This window comes from Streptomyces sp. JNUCC 63, from assembly GCF_054366325.1.
Genome location: NZ_CM135963.1, coordinates 8,278,004 through 8,296,738 on the forward strand (window position 1 = coordinate 8,278,004; position 18,735 = coordinate 8,296,738).

17 protein-coding genes are annotated in these 18,735 nt (G+C 71.6%); 1 reads left to right on the forward strand and 16 read right to left on the reverse strand.

The genetic code is table 11. The features are described 5' to 3' along the window. The first annotated feature begins 1 nt into the window (after position 1). Entirely contained in the window at positions 2 to 1,252 is a 1,251-nt protein-coding gene (locus ACX25U_RS38565) for a flavin reductase (RefSeq protein ID WP_454387006.1), read from the forward strand. Positions 1,253 to 1,255: 3 nt separating this feature from the next. Here the strand turns inward: ACX25U_RS38565 and ACX25U_RS38570 are convergent, their stop codons facing one another. The 16 genes from ACX25U_RS38570 to ACX25U_RS38645 all read right to left on the reverse strand — a co-directional run bounded on the left by ACX25U_RS38570 (position 1,256) and on the right by ACX25U_RS38645 (position 18,672). Further along, on the reverse strand, positions 1,256 to 2,599 hold the full coding sequence (locus ACX25U_RS38570; protein ID WP_454387008.1) for an FAD-dependent oxidoreductase: 1,344 nt from the start codon (positions 2,597 to 2,599) through the stop codon (positions 1,256 to 1,258). After that, on the reverse strand, positions 2,596 to 3,408 hold the full coding sequence (locus ACX25U_RS38575) for an aspartate/glutamate racemase family protein (RefSeq protein WP_454387010.1): 813 nt from the start codon (positions 3,406 to 3,408) through the stop codon (positions 2,596 to 2,598). Before ACX25U_RS38575 ends, ACX25U_RS38570 begins: the two co-directional genes overlap by 4 nt. Before the next feature lies 1 nt (position 3,409). Beyond that, positions 3,410 to 4,864 carry an FAD-dependent oxidoreductase gene (locus ACX25U_RS38580; protein WP_454387012.1) on the reverse strand — a complete coding sequence of 485 codons (1,455 nt, stop codon included), beginning with the start codon at positions 4,862 to 4,864 and terminating at the stop codon, positions 3,410 to 3,412. Continuing rightward, positions 4,861 to 5,451, reverse strand: coding sequence for a cysteine hydrolase family protein (locus tag ACX25U_RS38585; RefSeq protein ID WP_454387014.1), 591 nt, complete (start codon positions 5,449 to 5,451; stop codon positions 4,861 to 4,863). Before ACX25U_RS38585 ends, ACX25U_RS38580 begins: the two co-directional genes overlap by 4 nt. A gap of 55 nt (positions 5,452 to 5,506) precedes the next feature. Beyond that, a complete protein-coding gene (locus ACX25U_RS38590; RefSeq protein WP_454387016.1) occupies positions 5,507 to 6,277 on the reverse strand; it encodes an SDR family NAD(P)-dependent oxidoreductase in 771 nt (256 codons plus the stop codon). After that, positions 6,271 to 7,701, reverse strand: coding sequence for an FAD-dependent oxidoreductase (locus ACX25U_RS38595; RefSeq protein ID WP_454387018.1), 1,431 nt, complete (start codon positions 7,699 to 7,701; stop codon positions 6,271 to 6,273). The genes ACX25U_RS38590 and ACX25U_RS38595 overlap by 7 nt, the downstream gene beginning before the upstream one ends. After that, entirely contained in the window at positions 7,698 to 8,654 is a 957-nt protein-coding gene (locus ACX25U_RS38600; protein ID WP_454387019.1) for an isocitrate lyase/PEP mutase family protein, read from the reverse strand. Before ACX25U_RS38600 ends, ACX25U_RS38595 begins: the two co-directional genes overlap by 4 nt. 7 nt (positions 8,655 to 8,661) lie before the next feature. Then, positions 8,662 to 9,597 (reverse strand): VOC family protein, encoded by a 936-nt coding sequence (locus ACX25U_RS38605; protein WP_454387021.1) that lies wholly within the window; start codon positions 9,595 to 9,597, stop codon positions 8,662 to 8,664. A 34-nt stretch (positions 9,598 to 9,631) separates the two neighbouring features. Beyond that, positions 9,632 to 10,804 carry a hydroxylase gene (locus ACX25U_RS38610; protein ID WP_454387023.1) on the reverse strand — a complete coding sequence of 391 codons (1,173 nt, stop codon included), beginning with the start codon at positions 10,802 to 10,804 and terminating at the stop codon, positions 9,632 to 9,634. A gap of 59 nt (positions 10,805 to 10,863) precedes the next feature. Next, positions 10,864 to 11,715 (reverse strand): alpha/beta fold hydrolase, encoded by an 852-nt coding sequence (locus ACX25U_RS38615; protein ID WP_454387025.1) that lies wholly within the window; start codon positions 11,713 to 11,715, stop codon positions 10,864 to 10,866. A gap of 122 nt (positions 11,716 to 11,837) precedes the next feature. Beyond that, the gene (locus ACX25U_RS38620) at positions 11,838 to 13,010 is read right to left on the reverse strand and encodes a hydroxylase (protein WP_454387027.1); all 1,173 of its coding nucleotides are present in this window, start codon (positions 13,008 to 13,010) and stop codon (positions 11,838 to 11,840) included. A gap of 31 nt (positions 13,011 to 13,041) precedes the next feature. Further along, a complete protein-coding gene (locus ACX25U_RS38625; RefSeq protein WP_454387029.1) occupies positions 13,042 to 14,088 on the reverse strand; it encodes an ABC transporter permease in 1,047 nt (348 codons plus the stop codon). A 2-nt stretch (positions 14,089 to 14,090) separates the two neighbouring features. Beyond that, complete coding sequence (locus ACX25U_RS38630; RefSeq protein ID WP_454387031.1) at positions 14,091 to 15,680, reverse strand: sugar ABC transporter ATP-binding protein; 1,590 nt, start codon at positions 15,678 to 15,680, stop codon at positions 14,091 to 14,093. A 3-nt stretch (positions 15,681 to 15,683) separates the two neighbouring features. After that, positions 15,684 to 16,865 carry a sugar ABC transporter substrate-binding protein gene (locus tag ACX25U_RS38635; protein WP_454387032.1) on the reverse strand — a complete coding sequence of 394 codons (1,182 nt, stop codon included), beginning with the start codon at positions 16,863 to 16,865 and terminating at the stop codon, positions 15,684 to 15,686. Between the two features lie 56 nt (positions 16,866 to 16,921). Then, the gene (locus tag ACX25U_RS38640) at positions 16,922 to 17,764 is read right to left on the reverse strand and encodes a fumarylacetoacetate hydrolase family protein (RefSeq protein WP_454387033.1); all 843 of its coding nucleotides are present in this window, start codon (positions 17,762 to 17,764) and stop codon (positions 16,922 to 16,924) included. Further along, positions 17,761 to 18,672, reverse strand: coding sequence for a VOC family protein (locus ACX25U_RS38645; RefSeq protein WP_454387035.1), 912 nt, complete (start codon positions 18,670 to 18,672; stop codon positions 17,761 to 17,763). Before ACX25U_RS38645 ends, ACX25U_RS38640 begins: the two co-directional genes overlap by 4 nt. Between the last annotated feature and the right edge of the window lie 63 nt (positions 18,673 to 18,735).

Sequence of the window (18,735 nt, forward strand, 5' to 3'; positions counted from 1 at the left end):
CGTGACCGATTCCCAGCAGGCGGGCGAGCCGGGAACCGTCGACCCCGCGCACTACCGGGAGGTCATGGGCCACTATCCCACCGGCGTGGCCGTGGTGACCGGGACGACCGAGTCGGGGGAGCCGGTCGGCATGGTCGTCGGCACCTTCACGTCGGTTTCGCTCGATCCGCCGCTCGTCTCGTTCATGCCGAGGACGACGTCGGGGACCTTCGCCCTCATGCGCGACTCGGGGACCTTCTGCGTCAACGTCCTCGCGCACGACCAGCTCGAGCTGTGCCGGACGATGGCCGTGCCGCGGCCGGGGAAGTTCGACGACGTCGCGTGGTCCCCGTCGGCGTACGGTGCGCCCGCCCTCGACGGTGCCGTCGCGCACATCCACTGCACCCTCGACCGGGTCGTCCCCGCCGGTGACCACCTCATCGTCCTGTGCCGCGTCCAGGACATGGCGGTGACCCGGCCCGCGACGCCGCTGCTCTTCTTCCAGGGCGGCTACGGCGGCTTCTCGCCGCGCGGCCTCGCGGCGCGCGGCGACGCCGAGCTCATCGAGGCGGTCCGGCTCGCCGACGTCGGGTGGACGGCGGTCGAGCGGCTCGCCCGCGAGCACCGGTGCGAGGCGGCCGTCCTCGTCGCGGTCAACGACCACGAGCTCACGACCGCGGTGAGCGCCTTCGGCGGCTGCGCCCGGCCGCAGGAGCAGCTCGGGCAGCGGGTGCCGCTCATGCCCCCGCTCGGCGAGGCGTACATCGCGTGGGCGCCCGAGGCGACGATCGAGGCGTGGCTGCGGCGCGCGTCCTCGCAGGAGCCCGAGGTCGTCGAGAAGTACCGCCGCCGCCTCAAGACGGTCCGCGAGCTCGGCTACGCGATGTCCCGGATCCAGCCCGAGGACGGCCCGCAGTACGCCGACCTCACCGAGGCGATGCGGGAGTACGCCGCGGGTGAGCTGACGCCGGCCCGCGAGCGCGCCGTCCGGGCTGTGATCTCCGGCGCCTCCCCGTTCTACGAGACGTGCGAGATCGTCGACGGCGAGACCTACGACCTCGGCACGATCGTCGGACCCGTCCTCGGCCCGGACGGCTCGGTCGCGCTGTGCCTCCGGCTCGGCCAGCTGCCCCGAGGGGCCGACGCGCACCAGGTGCGCCGGTGGGTCGCGTCCCTCAAGGAGGCCGCGGCCAGGATCTCGCGCAGCCTCGGGACGCGGGCGGGCAGCCAGTACGCCGCATGGCAGGCGACGACCGGCGACTACCTCATGTGAGTCTCAGGTGAGGCCGGCGGCGAGGTCGTTGCCGACGATCCAGCCCATGCCCATCGCGGCGAGCAGGCCGTTGCCCGAGCTGTAGCCGGAGGAGTCCGGGCCCGCGAGTCCGACGGCCGTCCCGCCGCCCGCGCGGAGGCCGGCGATGGTCGAGCCGTCCTTCCGGAGCACCCGGCCGTGCGTGTCGATCGCGGCCCCGCCCTGGGTCGTGAGGACGCCGTGCGTCAGCCAGGCGTAGTGGAACGGAGCGACGAGGCGACGACGGCCGGGGATCGGCTCGAGGGCGCGACCGAGGAGGAGCGGGTCCATGCGTACGTCCTCGGCCAGGGTCGCGAGGTCCGGAGCACTGCCGAGGGCCCCGGCCCTCGCCGAGTTGCGCATCATCTCCGAGTGCGAGGCGACGAGGTCGGCCTCGGCATCCCAGACCATGAGGGCGCGCTCGTTCGGCTGGGCGGCGACGTGTGGTGCGAGCCCCGAGTAGCCGTACGCCTGCTCGTCGACGAACCGTTCGCCGCGGGTGTTCACGAGGACGGCGCCGAGCCAGGGCAGGTTCGGGTTGACCCGGGTGCCGTGGATCGTGACCTGGCCATGGCGCAGGCAGGCGCCCATGTTGCGGAACTCGCCGCCGAGGCCACGCAGCCACGCGATGGCGTCCCCGGTCGCGGTGCTCACGCCTCCGTGGAACGGGTCGCCGAGCTCGGCGCAGAACTCGCGCATGAGCGCCCGGTTGCCGGCGAAGCCGTCCGTCGCGAGGACCGTCGTCCCCGCGGAGACGGTCACGTCGGCCCCGCTCTGGCGGGCCGTCACCCCGATGACCCGGGCATCCGGTCCCGAGCCCTCGACCCGCAGCCCGGTCACCGGTGCCTCGTCGAGGAGGGCGACGTTCGGGCGTTCGGCGAGGATCCTGCGGAGGTGGCTGACGAGCGGGCCGCCACCTCGGCGCAGCGGATCGGCGTGGAGGCGGGGCGCGGAGATCCCGTGCCGGGTCATGTCGACCCCGACGTCGAGCGGGTAGCCGAGGTCGTCGGCGATCCAGTGGACGTAGTGGGGTGCGACCGCGGTCAGAGCCTCGACGAGAGGGCGGTGCCGCTCGTCGCCGTTCTCGGCGAGGATGTCCGCGGCGTGCCGGGCGGGTGAGTCCTCGATCCCCGCGGCGGCCTGGAAGCGGGTCCCCCCGGCGGCGAGGCTGCCGCTCGACACCTGCGCGTTGCAGCCCTCGCGCGTGCTCTTCTCGAGGACGGCGACGACCAGGTCGGGGTTCTCCGACGCGCGGAGCCCGGCGAGCAGGCCGCAGGCCCCCGCCCCGGCGACGACGACATCGACCTCGAAGTCCTCGGCCACGGTCACCGCCCGCCGGTCAGGACGCGGCCCGTCCCGTAGAAGTCCCGCGCCCGGTCGACGAGTTCGCGCGGCGGCTGCTCATGGTGGAAGCCGACGCGGGAGGCGACGAGCCCGGCGCCGCGGTACTGCCGCGCCCGCATCTCCGCTACCTGGAGGCAGGTCCCGAGGGAGTCGAGGACGGGCACGTCGCCGACACGGCTCACACCGTGGTCGGCGAGGAAGACGTTGAGCGGCCCCTCCCCGGGGACGATGACGGTCGCGCCGGCCGCGATCGCCTCGCGGGCCGCCTCGGTGAACGCCGCGAGCAGACCGTCCGGGGACGCGTACGCACCCATGACGTCGGTGAACTCCGCGGCGACCTGGCGGATCGACCCGACGATCCGGTCCAGGCCGTAGACCCGCATGTTCCGGCGCAGCTGCGGCTCGAGGGCGCCGATGAAGTTGACGATCCCGACCGTGCCGCCGAGGGTCGCGGCGAGGAGGACCGAGGTCTGCCCGAGCGTCACGACGGGGATGTCGACGAGGCTGCGGCACTCCTCGTACGCCGTGTCCGGGATCGTCGCGATGAGGAACGCGTCGTAGCCCTCGTCCTGGGCGCGGAGGGCCGCGTGGACGAACTGCTCCTTGTGCAGCCCGGACAGGTAGGCGTACCGGATGTGCGTCCCCGGGTAGTCGCTCGGGTAGGTCCCGGGCGCCATCCCGTGGAGGACGACCTCCGTCCCCGGCGCGGCGACCGCCCCGAGATGCCGCGTCAGGGCGTCCCGGTAGTGCGGGACGTCGTCGAGAACCGTGAAGGACTGGTGCCAGATCCGCATGTCAGACCGCCCTCGTGGCGGCGTGCGCGCCCGCGATCTTCCCGAACGTCGCACCGCGCAGGACCGAGGTCGAGCCGGTGTAGTTCGAGTAGTACAGGCCCGTCATCTCGCCGGCGGCGTAGAGGCCCGGGATGATCCGGCCGCCCTTGTTCACGACGCGCGAGGACGCGTCGACCTTGAGCCCGCCGAAGGTGAAGACGTTCGCGGCCATGACGGGGTAGGCGACGAAGGGTCCCTGAGAGATGGGCTGGGCCCAGTTCGACTTCGGCGGCGTGACACCGGTCGTCGCGAGTCCGTCGGGCCGGGTCGGGTCCCACCCGCCGTCGGGACAGGCCGCGTTGTACGCCTCGATCGTCTCGGCGAGGACGCCCGGGTCGACGTCGATCGCCTGCGCGAGTGCCGCGATCGAGTCGCCCCGGACCGGTTTCTCCTCGGTGCGGATCGCGGTCTTGAGGTTCGGGATCGCCTGGCCGGCGGCGTCGAGGATCATCCACGCCATGCCCCTCGGCTGGGCCTGGATGTCACGGGTCGTCCGCTCGTACCACGCGTCGACCGGGCCTCGGGCCTCGTCGACGAACCGACGTCCCTCGACGTTGACGAGCACGCCGTAGGTGAAGGCCATGATCGCCGCCTCCGGGTCGCCGGAGCGCGGGTCGACCGGCTCGGCGTGGAAGAGGCTGAAGTTGCCGGCGGTCGCGGCGCCGGCGGCGATCGCCATCTCGATGCCCTCGCCCTTGTTGTAGTTGCCGCCGCGGGCGACGGGCCGGCAGGTCATGCCCTTGTCACCGTGGTAGCGGGCCATCATCTCGGCGTTGCCCTCGTAGCCGCCGCAGGCGAGGACGACCCGGCCGGAAAAGACGCCCCTGGCACCGGTGGCGTCGGTCGCGACGAGGCCGGTCACCTCGCCGGAGTCGGCGACGACGAGATCGCGGGCCGTCGTCTCGTAGAACCGGTCGACGCCGAGCTCGACGGCCTTGCGGCCGAGGGTCTCGACGAGCGCGAGCCCGCCGCCGACCGGCGCGAGGCGGGTCGTCGAGACGGTGAGGAAGAGCGTCGGCAGCTCGGCGAAGGAGATGCCGTGGCCCTCGAGCCAGCGCAGCGTCGGTCCCGCGTTGTCGGCGAACGCGGCGACGTAGTCGAGGTCGACGACGGGGTGGGCACGCAGGAGCGGGTTGCGGCGCTCCCAGTCCAGACCCGAGTCGGCGGTGATGCCCGGGTCCGGGTGGCCCATGAAGTCGTCGACGATCGCCTCGGCGAGGCCGTCGGAGACCTCGTCAAGCGACTTCATCCGCAGATACGCCTCGGTGTAGCGGGTGTTGCCGCCGCTTTCCTTCTCGGTCGCGCGGTCGAGGAGCGCGACGCGCGCCCCGGACTCCCGGGCGCTGATCGCGGCGCTGAGGCCGGCGATGCCGCTCCCGGCGACGACGACGTCGTACGTCTGCTCCATCATGCTCATGCCCAGCTCCTGATGACGTCGTCGGCCGGGGAGACCGTGCCGAACAGGGGGAGGGTCGCGGTGACGGCGTGCTCGTGCAGGGCGGACGCCGGGGCCGCGCACATGTCCTCGACGACCGTGACCTGCAGGCCGCAGTCGGAGGCGTGCCGGGCGGCGGACTCGACCACGAGATGCGTGGCGATCCCGCCGAGGACGACGTGCCCGACGCCCTCGGCCGCGAGCACGTCGCGCAGTGGCGTCCCGATGAACGGGTTGACGCAGCCCTTGTCGACGACCGGCTCACCGTCGGCCGGCGCGAGTTCGCCGACGATCCGCGCTTCCGGCGAGTCGGCGAGCATCGTGCGGTTCGCCCGGTAGCCGTCGAAGCGTGCGAGGCGGTTCGTGCGCAGGCCGTACGTCGGGTCGAAGGCGAGCCGGACGTGGAAGACGGGAACCTGCGCGGACCGGGCGGCGTCGAGGACCCGGCGCGCCGTCTTGAGGACGCCGCGCTCGCGGACGGCTGCGGCGAGCGGGGGAGCGAGGCACAGGTCCCCCTCCTCGGCGAGGGCGACCTGGTAGTCGAGCAGGAGCAGTGCGGTACGGGTCATCGGGCGATCCTCGGGTCGGGTGCGGATGGACGGTCGGTGGCTGGGGGAGCGGCGGTCACCATGCGGACCAGCCGCCGTCGGCGTAGAGCACCTGGCCGGTCACGTAGGCCGAGGCGTCGGAGGCGAGGAAGACGACCGGCCCGGCGAGGTCGGTGGCGGGATCGCCGAGCCGGCCGAGCATGGTCCGCTGCTCGAACCACGTGAGCCGGTCCGGGGTCTGCGCCAGCGGCGCGGTCATCGCGGTCGGGTAGAAGACGGCCGGGGCGAGGGCGTTGACGGTGACGCCGGAGTGTCCGAGCTCGGCGGCGAGGGAGCGGGTCACGTTGACGACGCCGGCCTTGCTCGCGTAGTAGGCGCTCTCGGGGACGGGGCCGACGCGCTCGGCGTAGACGGTCGTGAGGTTGACGATCCGGCCGCTGCCGGCCGCCGCGAGCCGGAGGCCGAACTCGCGGCCGACGAGCCAGGTGCCGGTCAGGTTGACCCGGACCACGTGCTCGAACTCCTCCAGGGTGGTCTGCTCGACCTCCTTGCGGAGCATGACGCCGGCGGCGTTGACGACGACGTCGATCCGGCCGTGCGCGGCGGCGACGGCGTCCGCGAGCGCGTGGACGGACGCCTCGGAGGTGACGTCGACGGCGTGACACGAGGCGCCGCCGCAGGCCCGGGCGGTCCCGGCGAGTCCGTCCTGCTGCGCCTGGAGGTCGGCGAGGGCGACGGTCGCCCCGTGGTCGAAGAGCCCACGGGCGGCCGCAGCACCGAGTCCCCCGGCCGCGGCCCCGATGACGAGCGCGACCTTGCCCGTCAGGTCGAACAGGGTGCTCACCACTCCAGCTCGCTCTCCTCGGCCGCTGCAGACGTGCCCGCGACCCGGCCGAAGATCGCGGACTTTCCGATCGAGGTGCCGGTCATGTATCCGGCCCCGTGGAAGCCGCCGACGAGCTCGCCGGCGGCGTAGAGGCGAGGGATCGGCTCGCCGAAGACGTCGAGGACCCGCATCGTCGGGTCGACCGTGACGCCGCAGTACGTCGCGAGGACGACCGTCCCCGACAGCTGGGCGTAGAAGGGCGGGGTCTTGATCGGGCGGCGCTCACCGACACCGCCGACGAGGTGGACCCGGCCGAACGGGTCCGGCTCGCCGGACACGATTCGGTCGTTGTACTCCGCGACAGTTGCCTCGAGGACGCCGGGCTCGGTCCCGAGCTTGGCGGCCAGTTCCTCGACCGTGCCGGCCGTCTCGAGCATCCCGGCCCGCAGTCGGTCGCCGAAGTTGTAGATCGGGACCTCGTCGTTCGTCTCGGCCATCGTCGTCGCGTCGAATACCTGCCAGGTCCGGGCCGTCGGCTGGGCGAGGCTCGCGTCGCCGAGCGCCTTGTAGGGGAGCGACTCGTCGACGAAGCGGTGCCCGGCGCGGTTGACGGCGATCGCACCCTTGTAGACGGCGAGGATCCCCGTGCCGTCCTCGCCCGGGTGCGGCTCGTGGTAGATCCCGTACGTCCCCTTGACGTAGGGCAGGTCACGCATGCCCGCGCCGAGCTGCCAGGCCATGAGCAGGCCGTCGCCGTGGTTCTCGCCGCCTCCGGCGAGGAGCGCCTCCTTCATGAGCGGCGCGAAGAGGGTCAGCATGTCCCGGTCGCGGGAGAAGCCGCCGGTCGCGAGGATGATGGCGTCGGCCCGGACCTCGTGGCGCTCGCCGCCGCGTTCGACCTCGACGCCGACGACCCGGCCGTCCTCCTGGCGGAGCCGTCGCGCGCCGGCGCCGGTCACGAGGCGCGCACCGAGTCGGCCGGCGGCCATGAACAGCGCCCGGAGCATCGCGGTCGTGTCGCTCGGGTGCGACCTCGGCACGCTCTGCCCGGAGGCCGCGTGGATGTGGCCGTAGCGGACGCCGAGCCCCTTGAGCCAGCGGTAGGTGTCGAGTTGGTGATCACAGTAGAGGTCGACGAGAGCGGGGTCGTTGACGCGGCCGCCCGTCGTGAGGATGTCCTCACGGAGGAGGTCGACCGAGTCGGTGATGCCCTGCTCGGCCTGCTCGTCGGTCCCCGCGAACGCCGAGAGCCCGGCCGACCGCACGGTCGACCCGCCGAGGGTGTCCGCCTTCTCCAGGAGGACGGCGTACGCCCCCGCCTGTGCGGCCGCGAGAAGGGCGGCCGCACCCGCGAGGCCTCCGCCGAGGACGAGGACACCGACCCGGTCGGGCAGCTCTGTTTCGACCGGCAGGCCCTCGGGCGGGAGACCGGGTTCGGGGCTCACGGCCGGACCCCGACCGCGTCGAAGTGGGCCTCGGCGGCGCTGAACTCCGGGAGGTGGAACAGGTCCTGGCGTTCCTGCCAGGTCGCGATGCGGTCGGCGTACGTCGCCGTCTCCCCGGTCTCGCGGAGGTGGGCGAGCGCGTCGGTGCCGGCGCGGATGACCGCGCGCATGAGGAAGTTCGCGTAGAGGACGACGCGGAAGCCGAGGCCGGCGTACTCGTCGAGGGTGAGCTGGGGCGTCTTGCCGCCCTCGACGACGTTCACGACGAGGGGGATGCCGGCGAGTTCGCGACCGACCCGCTCGAGCTCCTCGACGGTCCGCGGCGCCTCGACGAAGAGGACGTCGGCCCCGGCGTCGGCGTAGCGGGACGCGCGCCGGATCGCCTCGTCGATGCCGCAGACGCTGCGCGCGTCGGTCCGCGCGACGATGACGGTCGCCGGGTCCTCGAGCGCCTGCCGGACGGCGACGAGCTTGGCCGTCATGTGCTCGGCGGGGATGAGGGCGTGGCTGTCGAAGTGCCCGCACCGCTTGGGCATCTCCTGGTCCTCGAGCTGGATCGCGGCCGCGCCGGCCCGTTCGAGCATCCGCACCGCGCGCATCGCCGTGACCGGCCCGCCGAAGCCGGTGTCGCCGTCGACGACGACCGGCAGCGCCGTGGCGGACGCGATCCGGTCGGTGTGGGCGACGACCTCACCGAGGGAGATGAGGCCGATGTCCGGCACGCCGAACTGGGCGTTCGCGAGGCCGGCACCCGTGGCGTACGCGGCCTCGAAGCCGGCCGACTCGACGAGCCGGGCCCCGAGCGCGTCGGTGACCCCGGGCAGCACGAGCGGACCGGCCGCGGGGCCGGTGAGGAGGGACCGGAGCCGGGCGCGCCGCGCTGCCGGGGTCGGCGCGGGGCCGACCCCGGTCAGCGCGCCTGCATCCGGGAAGGGCGCAGTGGTGCTGGCCATGTCTGGATCAGCCCTCCGCGCCGGCCGGCCGGGCGGGTGGCTCGGCGAGCGGGTGCATGATGCCCGGCGGGCGGCCCTGGCTGTCCGGGTGCTGCGCGTGGCCCCAGACCGCCGTGCGGTCGTAGACCTTCGGCACCCACGTCTCCTCGTCGACCTCGAGGCCGCCGAAGCCGTACTCGACGTGGAACGAGCTCGGCGTCGAGTGGTAGAAGCTGAACTGCTGGTCGTTCGTGTGCCGGCCGAGGGTCAGCGTGATCGGGATCCCCATCGCCTGGGCGATCTCGTAGCCGGTGCCGACGTCGTCGAGCGAGCCGACCTGGATCATGAGGTGGTTGAGGCCGGCGACGCCCGGGGGGCACTGCCCGAGCGCGAGGGTGTGGTGACGTGCGTTGCAGTGGTAGAAGCGGGCGTTGAGCCGGCCGGGGACGATGATCTTGTCGGAAAGGCGGAAGCCTAGCCGGGTGAAGAAGCGGTGGCCCTCCTCGATGTCCGGCATGAGCAGGAGGACGTGTCCGAGGCCCTGCTGACCGGTCACGAACCCGGAGATCGCGCGGCCGGGGCGGAACGTCGACCGCTGGGCCGTGCGGCCCCACGTGACCTCGTGGCGGAAGCCCCACGGGTCGGTGAAGAAGAGGATCCGGTTGACGTCACGGGCCGCGGCGAGCTCCGCGTCGCCGTGCCGAGCGGTGACGCCCACGTCGGCGAGGGCCTTGTCGACCGCGTCGAGGTCCTCCTCCCAGTCGACGCCCCAGCCGATGTAGCGGGTCTCGTCCTGGTCGGCCGGGTGGATCTGGATGCGCCAGGGCGCGTCGTCGATCTTGATGCGGACGGCCCCGTCGGGGCCGGGGTCGGCGACCATGGCGCCCCACATGCCGGTGGCCATCCGGGGCCACTCGTCCTTGTTCGGGGAGCCGACGCCGAGGTAGGCGAGAGAGGTGATCATCCTTGGTCTCCTGGCGGTTTCGTGGTGGGCCGGGTCAGGCGAACGGCGGGGGCGGCGGCAGCTCCCCACCGAGGTCGTCGGCGGCCCAGGCGACGCTCACGGCCTCGGTGAGGTTGCAGATGTGGCTCAGGCCTGACTGCAGGTCGCGCCAGTACCGCTCGTTCGGCAGGCGCAGGTGGATGCCCTGGGCGCCGGAGAGCTTGTAGAGGCGGTCGACGGCGTCGGTCGCGCGGCGGACGGCGCGGACCCCGTTGCGGCGGGCGGTGAGCCGCTGGCTCCAGCTCATCTCGCCGCCCTTCTCGACGAAGTCGAACAGCTCACGCATGTCGCACAGGAGGTGGGCCCTGGACGCGGCGACGTCGGCGGCGGCCTCGGCGTAGGCGTTCAGCTGGATCGGGTCCTTGCTCGCCACGCGGCCGTCGGCGGAGACACGCTGGACCATGTAGTCCCGGTAGACGTCGAGCGCGCCCTGGGCGATGCCGATCGTCGCGCTGTTGATCGCGGCGGAGAAGACGACGGGGAACTTCAGCCGGTAGAGCGTCTTGCCGGGCCGGCGGTCCTCGTAGGCCCCGTCGTGCATCGCCATCCCCTCGACGACGCGGTAGTCCGGGACGAAGACGTCGTGTATCTCGACGTCCTTGGAGCCGGTCCCCTTCAGACCCAGGGTGTTCCACGTGTCCTCGAGGATCGCGTAGTCCTTGCGCGGGATGACGAAGTGACGGATGTCCGGCGGCGTACCGGGGCTGCCGGCCTCGCCGACGACCATCCCGCCGAGGATGACCCACGCTGAGTGGTCGGTACCGGTCGAGTAGGGCCAGCGGCCGGAGAAGAGGAAGCCGCCGTCGACCGGCTTGGCCCGGCCGAAGGGCGCATAGGGCGACGCGGTCCACGTGTCCGGGTCCTCGCCCCAGATCTCCTCCTGGAGGCGGTGGTCCATCATCGCGATCTCCCACGGGTGGACCCCCACCACCCCGCTGACCCAGCCCGCGGAGGGCGAGGCCGCGGCGACGGCTATCACGGCCTCCATGAACTCGACCGGGTGGGCCTCCTCACCGCCGAACTCGACCGGCTGGTACATCCGGATGATGCCGGTGTCGCGGAGGGTCGCGGCCAGCTTGTCGGTCAGCCTGCCGAGGTCGTCGCTCGCGACGGACTCCTCCTTGAGGACCGGGATCGCGGCCTCGACCTTGTTCTTGACATCGCTCATGTGCGTATGCCCTTCCTGCATCGCGCGTCGGGTCGCCGTCGCGCGGGGTTTCGGGACTGTCAGTTGTGGGTGACGAACCCGGTCACGAGCCGGTTGAACTCGTCGGCGTGCTCGACCTGCGCCCAGTGGCCGCACTGGTTGAGCAGGACCAGCCGCGAGTTCCGGATCCGGGCCAGGAGGGTCAGGGAGTTCTCGAAGTGGACGACCCGGTCGTCGCGGCCGTGGATGAGCAGGGTGGGGATGTCCATCGAGTCCAGGGCGTCGAGGGAGAACCACTGGGCGATCGCGCCGCCGCGGGCGAAGCCGTCGAGGTAGTTCGAGAGGTGCTCGGGGTGCTTGGCGGCGCCCGCGGCGCGCTCGGCCGCGAGCTCGTCGGTCGCGAAGCGCGCGTTGTCGAAGGTCATGACCTCTGTCAGTCGCTTCATCGACTCCGCGGACGGGTCGCGGTAGGCGGCGACGAGGACCTTCATGCCCTCGGACAGCCCACCGCCCGGCGTGAGGAGCTTGGGCTGGGGGCCGGAGCCGGGCCCCATCGTGATGACGTGGCTGACCCGCTCGGGATACTCGGTCGCGAGGCGGAGGGTCGTGATGCCGCCCATGGAGTTGCCGACGAACGCGGCCTTCTCGATCCCGAGCGCGTCGAGGAGCTGGACGGCGGCCTTCGCGTGGTCGCGCTCCTCCTTGGTCACCGGGTCGGACTCGCCCCAGCCGGGCATGTCGGGCGCGATCACGCGGAAGTGTGCGGACAGCGGTTCGAGATTCGTCTTGAAGTTGCTCCAGCCCGTCGCGCCCGGTCCGGAGCCGTGGAGGAGGACGACGGCGGGGGCGTCCTGAGAGCCCGCCTCGTTGTAATGAATGTTCCAGTCCTCGGTCTTCACGGACCGGCTGGTGTCGTCGTACGTCAGCGCCATTGCTAAAAGACTCCTGATAGCTGGTGTGGTGACGGTTACTCGGACCAGAGAGCGTCAGCGCATCCCTGGATCGGGCGATGCAGGCCGCACAGGGGAGCCGGGTCGGCTTCGCCTCTGGCGGATCAGTACTGCGCAGTGGGCGGGATCTCGCCGCCGAAGTGGTCCAGGCCCCAGGCGAGATAGCAGGGTTCGCGGCTGTTGCACACGTGCGTCGCCGCGACCTGGAGGTCCCGCCAGTAGCGTTCGAGTGACGACGCCTTCTGGATCGATGAGGAACCCATGAGCCGGTAGAGCTCGTTGACCGAGCTGATCGCGCGGTCGGTCGCCCGGACCTGGTCGCGTCGGAAGCGGAGCCGGTCCTTGACCGTGATGTCGCCGCCGGAGCCGACTGTGTCGTAGAACCCGGCGATGATCGCGCGGACGTGCGCGATCCCGGCCTCGACGTCGGCGTGCGCCTTCGCGAGCGCGTCGAGGACGAAGGGGTCCATCTTCGAGACGCTGCCCTGGGAGGAGACCCGGCCCTCGATGTGCTTCTCGGCGACTGCGACGGCCCCGCGGGCGATTCCGAAGGTGCCCGCGCTGATCGCGAAGGGGAACATGACCCCGAATCGCATGGCGTACAGCGGCGCGCCCGGCCGCCACCGGTTGCTGTACGTGTTGTCCCGGACCTCGACGCCGTCGAGGACGCGGTAGTCGGGGACGAACGCGTCGGTCATCCGGACGTCCTTGGAGCCGGTGCCGGACAGGCCCATGACGTTCCACGAGTCGGGGACGATCTCGTAGTCCGACCGCGGCAGGATGAAGTGGCGCATCGTCGGCGGTGTCGTCGGCCTGCCGGACTCGTCGGCGAGCATGCCGCCGAGGATGACCCACTCGCAGTGGTCGGTGCCGGTGCTGAAGGGCCAGCTCCCGCTGAACCGGTAGCCGCCCTCCACCGGCACCGCCCGTCCGAAGGGGGCGTACGGCGAGGCGACCCAGACGTCCGGGTCCTGCCCGTAGACCTCCTTCTGGAGTTGCGGTGCCGCGATCGAGATCTCCCACGGATGGATGCCGACGACGCCGGCGATCCAGCCGGCCGACGGGTGCTGCTCGCCGACGGCGAGGACCCAGTCGAGGAAGTCGTTCGGGTGGGCCTCGAAGCCGCCCAGGTCCTTGGCCTGGAGGAGGCGGATCCCGCCCGACTTCCGAAGGATCTCCGCGGTGCGGTCGGTGATCCGTCCGAGTTCGTCGCCGGGTTCGGCCTCGGCGCGCAGCGCGTCCGCGTGCTCGCGGATGTACGCCGTTGCCGGGTGCATGGTCGGTGTTCCTTTCGGCGTGGGGGGAGGTCTATTCGGTCGTCCGGTCGCGGACAACCTTGGCGAGGGTGACCGCGACGACGAGACCGGCGCCGTAGAAGACGTTCTGGATCCAGCCGGAGAAGCCGAGGAGTTGGAGGCCGAAGATGCCGGTCGTGAGGAAGTAGATGGCGATCATCGTGCCGATCGGGTTGAACATGCCCGGCTGGACGACGGCCGTGCCGAGGAAGACCGCGGCGAGCGCCGGCAGCAGGTATGTGGCCGACGACGAGGAGTCGAAGCCGCCGACGGTCGCGACGAGCATGACCCCCGCGAGGCCGGCGATGAGCGCGCCGGTGAGGTACGCACCGATCCGGATCCGGCGTACGGGGATGCCCGCGAGCCGGGCGACCTCGGGGCTCGCGCCGACGAAGATCATGCCGCGACCGAGCGGCGTCCAGCCGAGGATGTACGCGAGGAGGGCTGCCAGGAGGATGCCGTAGTAGAACGAGATCGGCATGCCCAGGACCTCGTGGAGCGCGAAGCCGCTCAGCGACGGGCTCGCGACCGAGACGATCGTCGACCCGGAGATGGCTTGAGCGACTCCCATCAGCAGCGTGCCCATGCCGAGGGTGACGACGAAGCTGGGCACCCCGATGATCACGACGAAGAACGCGTTGATCATGCCGGCGACGAGGCAGACGAGGAGCGCGAAGAGGCACGCGCCCCAGACGTTCCAGCCATGACTTGTCACGAGGACCGGGATGAGGGTCGCGGCGATGCCCATGACCGAGGCGATCGAGAGGTCGAACTCCCCGACGACGAGGGTGGTCATCGCCGACATCGCGAGGAAGACGAGGACCTGTTGGGAGCCGAAGATCGAGGAGATCGTCGCCGTGGAGCCGAACCGGTGCGGCATGAGGATGTAGTAGACGAGTGCCATGAGCGCCCAGACGACGACGAGGGCGTACCTGCTTGCCATCGTCCCGAGCCAGGGCATCCGACCGCGGCCCGTCGCCGCGGCCGACTGGTCGGCGGTCGGTTCCTGGTCGGCCCCGGCTGCGAGGACGGAGTCGGAACGTCCCGTGAAGTTCGACATGGTCACCTCCCCTCGGTCCCAGGGGACCGGTTGTCTCGTACGTCGGTGGTGGGGTCGGCCGGTGCCGGCTCGGTGGGCGCGGGCTCGTCGTAGACGGCCTCGAGCACGTCGTCCGGCTCATGGGTGTGCAGGGTCTGCACCTGCCCGTCCCGGCCGACGACGAGGATCCGGTCGCAGGCGTCGACGAGGTCGGTCGGCGCGATGCTCGCGAGGAGGACACCGAGGCCCCGGGACGCGGCCTCGCGGATCGAGCGGAGGATGTCGGCCCGGGCGCCGACATCGACGGCCTGGGTCGGCTCGTGGAGGACGATGACGTCCGGTGCGATCGAGAGCCACTTCGCGAGGAGGACCTTCTGCTGGTTGCCCCCGGAGAGCTCGCGGGTCAGGGTCCGCGACGAGCGGGTGCGGATGCCGAGTCGGGTGATCGCCTCGGCCGCCGTGGAGTCCTGCCAGCGGCGGCCGACGAACCAGGGCCTGCCGCGGTGCCTGATGTTGGGGATGGCGATGTTGTCGCGGATGCTCAACTCGAGGGCGAGCCCCTCGACGATGCGCTTCTCGGGGACGAGCGCGACGCCGGCCTTGAGGCAGTCGCTCACGTCGGCCCGGCTCAGGTCGACCGTCCGCCGGTCGGTCGTGAGGGTGCCGGCCCTCGCCCGCTCGACGCCGGCGACCAGGCGGGGGACCGAATCGAACCCGGTGCCGGGAAGCCCGGTCAGGCCGACGACCTCCCCGCGCCGGATCTCCAGTGTGAGGTCCTCGAGGCCCCGGGCGGTGAGCCCGGAGACCGTCGCGACGACCGGGGCGTCGGTGAAGTCGCGTTCCTCGCGCGCCACGGCGTCGACGGTGCGACCGAGCATGTGCTTGGCGAGGTCGTGCTCGGCGAGGCCCTTCGTCGCGAGTGCCCCCGCCGCGACCTTGCCGTCCCTGAGGACGGTGACCCGGTCGGCGAAGCGGAGCACCTCCTCCAGGTTGTGGCTGACCATGAGGATCGACGTTCCCTCGGCGACGACCCGCTGGAGCAGGCCGTGGAACCGGTCGAGCTCCTCGCGGGGGAGGGCCCGGGTCGCCTCGTCCAGGATGACGAGGCCGCGCCCCGGCTCGAGGTCGCGCAGCGCCCGGGCGATCGTGACTTCCGTCCGGCGTGTCGGGGAGAGGGACGCGACCGGCGCGGTGGGGGCGATCGGCACCCGGAGGCGGTCGAGGACCGTGCGCGCGACGTCGTTCTGGGCGCGCCAGTTGATCTTCCGTGTCGTCTTCGAGTGTTCGTAGCCGCCGACGCCGATGTTTTCCGCGACGGTGAGGTGGTCGAGGAGCCCGAGGTCCTGGTGGACGACGGACACCCCGGCCGCGGTCGCCTCGCTCCACCGCACGGGCAGAGTCAGCTCGGTCCCGTCGACACTGATCGAGCCGCCCGGATCCGGTGTGTGGTAGCCGGTCAGGATCTTGACGAGGGTGGACTTGCCGCACCCGTTCTGGCCCACGAGGGCGTGGATCTCACCGGGCGCGATCTCCAGGCCGGCGTCCTGGAGAGCGCGGGAGCCGCCGTAGGTCTTGGACAGTCCGCGCGCCTCGAGCCGGAGTTCGGTCCCCATCGGTTACTTCAGTCCCCAGGCGGTGAGGAACTTGTCCCGGTACCCGCTGCCGCCGAACCAGTCGTCGGTGAGGTACTCCCGCGGCGTCAGGGTCAGCTCGCCGAGGTTGTTCCTGGTGAAGTCTCGGGTCACGAGCTGGTCGCCCTTGGTCACCTCGTCACCGGCGAGGAGCTGCATCATCGCGTGGGTGAAGCGCCACCCCTCGTAGAGGACCGGGGTGCCGAGGTCGGAGGCCTGCCGGCCGTCCTTGACCCGCTGCAGCCCGGCGAGGTCGGAGCTCGAGGAGAAGACCTTGATCTTCCCCGTCTTGCCCGCGCTCTGGATACCCTGCAGCGCCGACGGGACCATCGTGTCGACCGGGACGACGATCGCGTTCGTGTCCGGGTTCGCCAGCAGCGCGGCACTGATCGCCAAGCCGAGCTTGTCGAGGTCGACCGTCGTGAACTGGACGCTCTCGATCTGGCAGCGCGGGCAGAGTTCCTTGAACTTCGCGATGCCCTTCGCGCTCGCGGTCCGGGTCGTTGTCGAGTCCATGAGCTTGGCCCACACGACCTTCGCCGAGCCGCCGAGCTGGGCGAGGACGCTCTGTGCCATCGCCTCGTGGAGGGCGAAGACGCGCGGGGTGTTGTCGTAGAACGCGAGGGTGGCGTCGCTCGTCCGGCCGCCCGACGGGGCGACGCCGCCGACGACGACCTTGACGCCCTTGCGTGCGAGCTGATCGAAGGCGGGTCCGGCCATCTGGTAGTCGATGAACGAGGTGATGACGCCGTCGACCTTCTCGTCGCCCGCGGTCTTGAGACAGGACGCGACCGAGGTCGGGTTGAACCTTCCGTCGCAGATGTTCACCTTCGCGCCCGCGGCGGAGAGAGCCTGCTCGACACCGACACCGACGCCGTGGATGACCGGCACCTGGTCGCCGAGGGCGACGTAGGTGAACCTCTTGCCCTTGAGATCGACCTTCTTGCTCAGCTTTTGGACGTCCGGCCACTGGGGGGCGCCGGCCCAGGTGGCGACGTTCTTCTTGGCCTCGTCGGTACCTGCGCTGCCGGCCGAGGCGGAGGTGCCGTCGGACGTGTTCGCGTCCGCTGAGCCCTTCTCGCCCGCGCCGCAGGCGGTGAGGAGCAGGGCGGTGGCGGAGGCCGCGGCGAGGGCGGCGAACCGCCGGGTGGAGAGGGGAGGGGTCATGGGTTCGGCTCCTTTGCCGGTGTGTGCCTGGTCCGACGAGCTCGGGCGGCGCGGGTTCAGCGGAAGACGTGCCGCATCCGCCCGATGCCCTCGACCCAGGTCTCGAGGACCTCGCCCGGGGCTAGGTGGCGGGGTGGGTTCATCCCCATGCCCACGCCGTCCGGCGTCCCCGTGAAGACGAGGTCGCCCGGCTGGAGGGTGAGGACCTTCGACAACTCGGAGAGCGAGCGCGGGATCGAGAAGAGCAGCTTGGCCGTCGTGCCTTCCTGGACGACCTCGCCGTCGACCGAACAGCCGAGCCGCAGGTCGTTCGGGTCGTCGAGTTCGTCGAGGGTGACGACCCAGGGCCCGATCGGTGAGAAACCGGGGTAGGACTTCGCGAGACCGAACTGCGGTGCGGGCCCGGATAACTGCCGGGTCCGCTCGGAGATGTCCTGCCCGATGGTCAGGCCCGCGAGGTGGTCGAAGACCTCGCCGGGCGCGACGTCGTGCATGGGGGCTCCGACGACCGCGACGACCTCGACCTCCCAGTCGGTCGTGCCGCCCGAGGGCAGGGCGATCTCGCCGTACGCCCCGGTGATCGACGAAGGGAACTTCGCGAAGACCGGCGGCAGTTCGGTCGGTGCCTCGAAGCCGGCCTCGGCCGCGTGCTCGGCGTAGTTCAGACCGATCGCGACGATCGCCCCCGGCTTGGGCACCGGTGCGTCGAGCTCCTGAGGGCGTACGGTCTCGGCCGCGGTTCCGGGGCAGGCGGCGAGCCACTCCCGGATCTCGGCGACGCGGGCGTACATCGCCATCGGGTCGGCCGGGAACCGGCCGCCGCTCGCGGACTCCAGGTCCCAGCCGGTCGACTCGTCCCGGAGGACGAGCGCGCGGCCTCCGCGGCTGGCGAGCCTCATCGGGCCACTTCCTCGAGCTTGTTCAGGATGCCCGGCGGGTTGTCCCGCCCCCAGTCGGTCAGTTCGTGGCCCCACAGGGAGGGGCGGTCGTTCGTCGAGGCGACCCACGTGCGGTCGTCGACGACGAGACCGCCGCAGCCGTACTCGATCTGGAACGAGGACGGCGTCGACATGTAGAAGCTCGTCATGAGGTCGTTGGTGTGGCGGCCGATCGTCCTGACGATGGGGTGGCCCTTCTCACGGGCGAGGTCGTACCCGGTGCCGACGTCGTCGAGGTCGCGCACCTCGAGCATGAGGTGGTTGAACCCGACTGTCCCCGGCACCTCGGCGATCCCGAGGGAGTGGTGCCGCCCGTTGCAGTGGTAGAAGCGGACCTTCATGAACTCCTCGTTCACCCGGTCCGAGAGAGTGAAGCCGAGCAGGTCGCCGTAGAACGCGTCGGCCTCGGCCATGCTCGGCGCGATGAGGACGATGTGGCCGAGGCCGAAGTCGTCACTCACGAAGCCGCTGATCCGCCGGCCCGGCCAGAACGTGCCGGGGCGGCGCTGCTGGCCCCAGGCGAACTCGTGACGGGTCCCCCACGGGTCGGTCACCCACCACATGCCGGCGACGGCGCGGTCGGCGCACTCCTCCGGGGTGCCCTCGGTGACCCTCAGCCCGGCGCCCCTGAGGCGCTCAACGTATGCCGCGAGCTCGGTCTCGTTGACGAAACCCCAGCCGGCGGCCTCGAAGGCGTCCTCTCCCCCGGGCGAGATCGTGATCCGGTGGGCTGCGTCGTCGATGCGGAGGCGGACCGAGCCGTCGGCTCCACGGGGGGCGAGCCGGCAACCGAGGACCTCGGTGGCGTAGGCGACCCAGTCCTCGTGGCGCGGGGAGGCGACTCGGAGGTACGCGAGTTCCCTGATCATCGAATCTCCCTTGAGTCTGGACCACGATGGACGTTGCATCGACGTCCCTGTAGTGGTTGCACC